The organism is Nonomuraea maheshkhaliensis, assembly GCF_039529435.1.
Classification (GTDB): Bacteria; Actinomycetota; Actinomycetes; order Streptosporangiales; family Streptosporangiaceae; genus Nonomuraea; species Nonomuraea maheshkhaliensis.
The window spans coordinates 1-8006 of sequence record NZ_BAAAMU010000227.1; the positions used below are offsets into that span (position 1 = coordinate 1).

Annotated in this window: 6 protein-coding genes; 1 reads left to right on the forward strand and 5 read right to left on the reverse strand. The window is 71.1% G+C overall.

The annotated features are described in order from the left end of the window. Positions 1–1089: alpha/beta hydrolase (locus tag ABFX54_RS55080; protein WP_346115333.1), on the reverse strand; the 1089-nt coding region annotated here is incomplete at its 3' end. 111 nt (positions 1090–1200) lie between these two features. Beyond that, positions 1201–3837 (reverse strand): pyruvate, phosphate dikinase, encoded by a 2637-nt coding sequence (ppdK, locus tag ABFX54_RS55085; protein ID WP_346115334.1) that lies wholly within the window; start codon positions 3835–3837, stop codon positions 1201–1203. Positions 3838–4069: 232 nt separating this feature from the next. Here ppdK and ABFX54_RS55090 point away from each other — a divergent pair, with 232 nt between their 5' ends. Next, entirely contained in the window at positions 4070–5422 is a 1353-nt protein-coding gene (locus ABFX54_RS55090; protein ID WP_346115335.1) for a cytochrome b, read from the forward strand. 21 nt (positions 5423–5443) lie between these two features. Here ABFX54_RS55090 and ABFX54_RS55095 read toward each other — a convergent pair whose 3' ends face one another. The 3 genes from ABFX54_RS55095 to ABFX54_RS55105 all read right to left on the reverse strand — a co-directional run. Next, entirely contained in the window at positions 5444–6631 is a 1188-nt protein-coding gene (locus ABFX54_RS55095; RefSeq protein WP_346115336.1) for a HAMP domain-containing sensor histidine kinase, read from the reverse strand. Continuing rightward, a complete protein-coding gene (locus ABFX54_RS55100; protein WP_346115337.1) occupies positions 6628–7293 on the reverse strand; it encodes a response regulator transcription factor in 666 nt (221 codons plus the stop codon). Before ABFX54_RS55100 ends, ABFX54_RS55095 begins: the two co-directional genes overlap by 4 nt. Before the next feature lie 9 nt (positions 7294–7302). After that, positions 7303–8006, reverse strand: a 704-nt coding sequence (locus ABFX54_RS55105) for a S1C family serine protease (RefSeq protein ID WP_346115338.1), incomplete at its 5' end; no start/stop codon positions are given.

Consider the following 8006-nt stretch of genomic DNA (forward strand, 5'->3'; position numbering starts at 1 on the left):
CCCGAGGGTCAGGGAGCCGTCGGCGGCGTACCCGAGGGTCAGGGGGCCGTCGGCGGCGTACCCGAGGGTCAGGGAGCCGTCGGCGTGGGCGGCCACGCCGCCGGCCCAGTCGGCGGCCGGCGTGCCGTGCAGCGGGGCGGGCAGGCCGGTCGGCGGGACGACGCTCAGGCCGGGGCCCAGTTCGCCCATGGCCTGTTCGAACGCGGGCGCCCAGACCGTCCAGTCGTGGCCGCCGTCCATGACACGCAGTTGCGCGGAGATCGCGGGCGAGCGCCTGGCCGCGTTGTAGAGGGCGGCGGACTCGAAGTCGAGGTCGTGGCGGGCGTCGGCGGGGTCGGGGTTGGCGTACTCGTCGTCGCCGACCGCCACGAACAGCCGGACGGGCAGGTCCTGGTCCAGATCGGGCAGCAGGGACGGGTAGTTGAGCTCGCGGTAGACCTCCTCCGAGAACTTCGCATCGCCTTCGCCGAAGGCGCCGTAGTCGCGGGCCGAGGAGTCGGACGGCGGCAGCGGCGCGTACACGGCCGGGCTGAGCACCGCGGCGGCGCCGAACAGGTCCTGGTGCGCGAGCGCGAACCGCAGCGCGCCCGCGCCGCCCATCGAGTAGCCGCCGACCAGGCGGGCCTGCCTGATCGGGGCCGTGCGGTAGGTGGCGTCCACATGGGCGATGAGGTCCCTGGTCAGGGCGGTCTCCACCGGGCGGCCGGGGAGGTCGGCGCCGGTGTGGCGCGAGTCCACGTACCAGTTGCCGCGCTCGTTCCACGGCGCGTCCGGCATGACGGCGATGACCGGCGGGATGCGCCGGGTGCGGATCATGTCGTCCAGCGTGGTCTTGACGCGGGTCCACGCCTGCATGGTGTCGCCGCGGCCGTGCAGCAGGTAGAGCACGGGGTGGCGGTCCTTGGTCCGGTCGTAGCGCGCCGGGAGGTAGACGTTGTAGGCGATGTCCTCGCCCAGGGCGGGCGACGGGGCCGAGCCGGTGACGATCCGGCCCTCCTCCCGTACGCCCGTCTCGCCGGGCCCGGCCGTCAGGCTCAGCGCTGCCACGACCGTGAGCGCGGTGGCGGCGATCCATCGGGGTAAGGGCATCGGACTCTCCTGTAAACGTTTACCGCATGCTGGCGACCACACGCGTGTTTCGGGAGAGTTTCGTGGGGTTTGTGGGGCTCTGTCAACAGCCCCACAAACCCCACGGGAACGTCAGCGGGTGTCGGAGTCGGTATCGGTCAGGGCGGCGCGGCCGGCTTCCAGGCGGGCCACCGGGATGCGGAACGGGCTGCAGGAGACGTAGTCGAGGCCCACGTCGTGGCAGAAGTGGATCGAGGCAGGGTCGCCGCCGTGCTCGCCGCAGATCCCCAGGTGCAGATCGGGCCGGGCGGCCCTGCCCTCCTCGACGGCGATCTTGACCAGGCGGCCCACGCCCTCCTCGTCCAGGGACTCGAAGGGGGAGACGCCGAAGATGCCGAGGTCGAGGTAGCGGGAGAAGAAGGCCGCTTCGACGTCGTCGCGCGAGAAGCCCCACACCATCTGGGTCAGGTCGTTGGTGCCGAAGGAGAAGAACTCGGCCGCCTCCGCGATCTGGCCCGCGGTCAGCGCCGCCCTGGGGACCTCGATCATGGTCCCGACCAGGGCCTGCACGCCGGTCTCCGCGAGGATCCTGAGGGACTCCTCGCGGACCGCCTCCAGCTCCTGTACGGCGGCCACCAGCGGGATCATGATCTCGGGCCTGGCCCTCGGCACCTCCTTGGCGGCCTGGGCGATGGCCCTGACCTGCATCGCGAACAGGCCGGGGATGACCAGGCCGAGACGGACGCCGCGCAGGCCGAGCATCGGGTTCTGCTCGTGCAGGCGCTTGACCGCCGCCAGGAGCCTGCGGTCCTTGTCCGTGGCGGTCTCTGTGGCGGCCTTGACCGACAGGTCCACGATGTCGGGGAGGAACTCGTGCAGGGGCGGGTCGATCAGGCGGATCGTGACGGGAGCGCCCTCCATAGCCTGAAATATGCCGATGAAGTCGGCTTTCTGGAGGGGCTCCAGGGCGTCCAGGGCGGCCTGGCGGGCCTCGTCCGTGGTGGCCAGCACGAGGTCCTCGACCAGCTGGCGGCGCTCACCGAGGAACATGTGCTCCGTACGGCAGAGCCCGATCCCCTCACCGCCGAAGCGGCGGGCGCGGGCCGCGTCCTCAGGAGTGTCGGCGTTGGCCCTGATGCCGAGCCTGCGGGCCCCGTCGGCGTGCCGCATGAGGCGGTCGACCGCGCGGACGAGATCGTCGCCCGGCTCGGAGGCGCCCTCGAAGTACTCGACCACGGCCGAGTCCACGACGGGCACCTCGCCGAGATAGATCTCGCCGGTCATCCCGTCGATGGAGATGACGTCGCCCTCGGAGACCATCACGCCGCCGGGGGCGGCGAAGCGGCGCTCGCCGGTGTGCACCTCCAGCTCCTCGGCCCCGCACACGCACGTCTTGCCCATCCCCCGCGCCACCACGGCGGCGTGGGAGGTCTTGCCGCCCCTGCTGGTCAGGATGCCCCTGGCGGCGATCATCCCGGCCAGGTCGTCGGGGTTGGTCTCGCGGCGGACGAGGATGACGTCCTCGCCCTGCCCGGCCAGCTCGACGGCGCGCTCGGAGGAGAAGACGGCCTTGCCGACGGCGGCGCCGGGAGAGGCGTTCATGCCCTTGGCGATCTTCCGCTTGGGAGCGCCCGCGTCGAAGCGGGGGAACATGAGCTGGGCGAGCTGGTCGCCGGTGACCCGGGTGACGGCCTCGTCCATCGTGATGAGGCCCTGGTCGACGAGCTGGGTGGCGATGCGGAACGCGGCCGCCGCCGTGCGCTTGCCGACCCGCGTCTGCAACATCCACAGCTTGCCGCGCTCGATGGTGAACTCGATGTCGCACAGGTCGCGGTAGTGGTTCTCCAGCACTTCCATGATCCGCAGCAGCTCGTCGTACGAGTGCCGGTCGATGCTCTGCAGCTCCTGCAGCGGGACCGTGTTGCGGATCCCGGCCACCACGTCCTCGCCCTGGGCGTTCTGCAGGTAGTCGCCGTAGATGCCCTGCTGTCCCGTGCCGGGGTCGCGGGTGAAGGCGACGCCGGTGCCGGAGTCGTCGCCGTAGTTGCCGAAGACCATGGCCATGATGTTCACGGCGGTGCCGAGGTCGGCGGGGATGCGCTCCTGACGGCGGTAGAGGACGGCGCGCGGGGCGTTCCACGAGTCGAAGACGGCCATGACGGCCAGGCGCATCTGCTCGCGCGGGTCGGCCGGGAAATCCTTGCCTGTCTGCTCGCGGACGATCCCCTTGTACGTCTCCACCAGCCCCTGCAACTCGCCCGCGTCCAGGTCGGTGTCCTGGCGCCGGCCCTTCAGCGTGTCGAGCGCCCGCTCGAACAGGTCGCCGTCGATGCCGAGCACTGTCTTGCCGAACATCTGGATGAGCCTGCGGTAGGAGTCCCAGGCGAAGCGGTCGTTGCCGCCGGCCTGCTTGGCCAGCCCGTGGACGGACTCGTCGTTGAGCCCGATGTTGAGCACGGTCTCCATCATCCCCGGCATGGAGAACTTCGCCCCTGAGCGGACGCTCACCAGCAGCGGATCGCCGGCCTGGCCGAGCTTCCTGCCCATCCGGGCCTCCAGCGCCTCCAGTTGCCCGGCGACCTCCTGGTCCAGCCCCTCCGGAACGGAGCCTTCCGTCAGGTAGTGGCGGCAGGCTTCGCTGGTGATCGTGAATCCAGGGGGAACGGGCAGCCCGAGGTTCGTCATTTCGGCGAGGTTCGCACCCTTACCGCCGAGAAGATCTTTCTGATTCCTGTTGCCCTCGGTGAAGTCGTAAACGTACTTGGCCACCACACGCTCCAATCAAACGCCTCTGTCCCGGACTCTACCGGGGGAATTGATGATGAAACTGCACTCCCCTCTTAAGTCACCGTTTGCGCTGGTAAAGGGCACATGAAAGGTCTAATCCAATTATACGACCAGCAGGTATGAAATTGGATTAGACCAATTGGTTTAAACCAATTGTTGAGAAAGGCGGGCCCCCGGGTGCAGAATCGGATCACACCCCCACCAGGAGGCCCCCATGGCCACTCCTACCAAGCCCGGGCGGCGGGCCCGCGTGCTCACCGGCTCCGCCAGGGCCGCCGTCGGCTCGGCGCGCTACCTCGACGACCGGCTGCCGTTCGGGCGCTGGTTACGGCCGCAGCTGCGCAAACTCTTCCCCAGCCACTGGTCCTTCCTGCTGGGCGAGCTGGCGCTCTACTCGTTCGTGCTGCTGATCCTGACGGGCACGTTCCTGACGCTGTTCTACAAACCGAACCCCGACGTGGCCTACGAGTCGGTCGTGGAACTCAGCGTGCAGGTGCGCGGCGGGCTGCTGATGCGCCAGCTGCACCACTGGGCGGCGACGGTGTTCGTGCTGGCGATCGTGGCCCACATGTGCCGGGTCTTCTTCACCGGGGCGTTCCGGAAACCGCGCGAGCTGACCTGGATGCTGGGGGTGCTGCTGTTCGGGCTGGCCCTGTTCGAGTCGTTCCTGGGGGTCTCGCTGCCCGCCGACCAGCTCGCGATGACGGGGCTGCGCCAGGCGCAGGGGCTGCTGCTGTCGATCCCGCTGGTGGGGACGTACCTGTCGGCGTTCGCGTTCGACGGCGGCTTCCCCGGCCAGGTCATCCCGCGCGTGTTCGTCACCCACGTGCTGCTCGTGCCCGGCATCCTGCTCGCGGTGGTGCCGCTGCACGCGCTCATCCTCACGTGGCGGCAGAAGCACACCGAACGGCGCGCTACGGCCGCCGGCGAGCAGACGGTGACCGGCGGGCCGTTCTTCCCCTACTTCGCGGTCAAGAACGGCGCGACGGCGCTGTTCACGATCGGGTTCATCGCGCTGCTGGCCACGTTCGTCCGGGTCAACCCGGTGTGGGAGCACGGCGCCTACCGTCCGGGCGGCGCGCCGCCGTCGGCGCAGCCGTTCTGGTACGCCGGGGTGCTCGAAGGGGCGCAGCGGCTGGTTCCCGCCTGGGAGGTCACGGTCGGCGGTTACGTGCTGCAGTTCGGCCTCTGGATCCCGCCGCTGGTCTTGACGATCTTCTTCGCCGTGCTGCTGTTCTACCCGTTCCTGGAGCGCCGGTTCACCGGCGACCACGACGTCCACCACCTGCTCGACCGGCCGGCACAGGCCCCCGCGCGGACGGCGCCGGGCGTCGCGGTGATCACGTTCTTCACCGTGCTCTGGGCGGGTACGTGGGTCTCGGCGCCGCCGCCGGTGATGAGCTCGGCGCCCGGGTTCCCCGCGCCGCCGCCGCCCGCGCCCGCGCTGCTGACGGTTCCTCCTGAGACCTACGCGCTGGTCGTGCTCGGGCTGCGGATCGCGGTGGTCGTGCTGCCGGTGGCGGCCTTCCTGCTCACCAGGGCCTGGTGCCGCCGCAGGCCGACCTAGGCGTTCCCGAGCAGGCCGGGCTCAGGCGTTCCCGAGCAGGTCGGCGAGGGGGTTGTGGCCGGGCGGCGTGCCGGGCACGCCGCCGCGCGGAGGCAGCCAGAGCACGAACGTGGACCCCTGGCCCAGCTGCGAGAACACCGCCACGCGGCCCCCGTGCGACTCCACGATCTGGCGGACGATGGCCAGGCCCAGGCCCGTGTGCCGGTCCCGGCGGCTGGATTCGCCGCGCCAGAAGCGGTCGAACACCCGCGCCTGGTCGGCCTCCCGCAGCCCGGGGCCGTCGTCGCCGACCGCCGCCCACAGCCAGCCCTCGTCCCGGCCCGCCGAGGCCCTGATCGTGCCCCCCGGCGGCGACAGGCGTACGGCGTTGGAGAGCAGGTTGGCCACGGCGCGGCGCAGCGCGTCGGCGTCGCCGGTCATCTCCAGCCCCGAGCCCAGGTCGCGGACGATCGCGATCCGGCGCGCCGCGGCGGGGGCGGCGTACTCCTCGCACGCCTCCCCCACCACCCTGGCCAGGTCGAGATCGGCGTCGGCGAACGCCGTGCCCTGCCGCCTCGCGGTGGCCAGCAGGTCCTCGACCAGCCGGGTCATGCGGGTGGTCGCGCGGTCCACGATGGCCACGGCCCTGACCCGCTCCTCCTCGCTGGCGTCGGGGGCGGCCAGCACGGCGTCCACGTTGGCCCTGATGATGGTCAGCGGGCTGCGCAGCTCGTGCGAGGCGTCGTCGATGAGCTGCCGTTGCGCGCTGAACGCCTCCTCCAGCCGGTCGAGCATGGTGTCGATGGTGTCGGCCAGGTCCTTCAGCTCGTCGCGCGGGCCGTCCAGCTCGATGCGCCGCTTCAGGTCGGTGGCCTGGATCTCCTCCGTCGTCCGGGTGATCGCCCTGACCGGCCGCAGCACCCGCCCCGCCAGCACCCAGCCGATGCCCAGGCTGGCCACGTACAGGGCGGCCAGGGTGTAGAGGGAGTAGTCGCGCAGCGTGGCCATGGTCTGGACGTTGACCTGGTTCTCGACCTCCTCGACGAAGACCACCTCGCGCTTGCCGAGATACTGGTTGCCGCTGTACGCCTTCGCGAACTCGGTCGTGACCGGCCGCTGGTCGGTGGTCTTCGACACGGCGAGGTAGATGCCGCCGAGCACGAGCGCGGCCAGCACGAACAGCAGCCCCGAGTAGAGCACGGTGATCCGGAAGCGGATGGTGTGGATCACGACGGCTCCTTCAGCCGGTAGCCACGGCTGATCACGGTCTCGATCAGGCCCTCTTCCTGCAGCTTGCGGCGCAGGTTGCCGACCGTGACGCGGACGGTGCTGGTGAACGGGTCGGTGTGCTCGTCCCAGACGTGTTCGAGCAGTTCCTCGGCGGACACGACGTGGCCCGGCCTGGTCATCAGGTAGTGCAGCACGCCGTACTCCTTCGGGGTCAGCGCCAGCGACCGGCCGTCGAGCGACACCTCCAGCCTGGCGGTGTCGATCCGCAGCCCGCCGACCTCCAGCACGGAGGTGCCGCCCCCGGTGTCCCTGCGCAGCAGGGCGCGCACCCGGGCCAGCAGCTCGGGGAAGGCGAACGGCTTGACCAGGTAGTCGTCCGCGCCCTCGTCGAGGCCGCGGACCCGGTCGTCCAGGCGGTCGCGGGCGGTGATCATGATGATCCGCACGCCCTGGCCGGCCGAGCGCACGGTCCGGCAGAGCTGGAAGCCGTCGCCGCCGGGGAGGTTGAGGTCGAGCAGGACCAGGTCGTAGGTGTTGACCTGCAGCTTCTCGTGCGCGGAAGGGGCGTCGTAGGCGATGTCCACCGCGTACCCCGCCCGGACCAGGCCGACGCGCAACGCGTCGACCAGGTCTTCTTCGTCCTCCACCACCAGCAGTCGCATGTTTCGAGCCTAGTTTCGGATGATGCGATCCGCGATGGGCGCCGCCCGGTCGATGGGGATGGCGAACCCGATGCCGATGTTGCCGCCGCCCCTGCCGGACGCGATCGCGGTGTTCACGCCCACGACCTCGCCTCGGCCGTTCACCAGCGGGCCGCCGGAGTTGCCCGGGTTGATGGAGGCGTCGGTCTGCACGGCCGTACGGGAGAAGCCGCCCAGGCGTACCTCCCGGTCCAGCGCGCTGACGATGCCGGCGGTGACCGTCCCCGACAGGCCGAGCGGCGAGCCGATGGCCAGCACCTGCTCCCCCACGGACAGGTCGGAGGACCTGCCGAGGGTGGCCGGGGTGAGCCGGCTCGGGTCGTCCAGCTCCAGCACGGCCAGGTCCTCGCCGTCGTCGGTGCCGGCGACGCGGGCGGGCAGCCGGCTGCCGTCGCTCAGCACCACCGTGACCTGGCTGCTGCCTCTGACCACGTGGGCGTTGGTGAGGATGTGTCCGCGTTTGTCCACCGCGAAGCCGGAGCCGCCGGAGTTGCGTGTCTCGATGGAGACGACGCTGGGCAGCACGCGGGCCGCCGTCGCGCTCAGGCCGGTCAGCCCGGCGGACGGGGCGGGGGCCGCCCTCGGGAGAGCGGCGACGGGGGCCGGCGCGGGTCCGTCGAGCAGCCGGGCGCCGGCCGTGGCCACCGCCGCCCCGCCGAGCGCGCCGGTGAGCG

What these genes read in the sequence shown, in the direction of transcription:
- ABFX54_RS55090 (WP_346115335.1), top strand. Translation starts at nt 4,070, where the DNA reads ATGGCCACTCCTACCAAGCCCGGGCGGCGGGCCCGCGTGCTCACCGGC.
- ABFX54_RS55100 (WP_346115337.1), bottom strand. Translation starts at nt 7,293, where the DNA reads ATGCGACTGCTGGTGGTGGAGGACGAAGAAGACCTGGTCGACGCGTTG.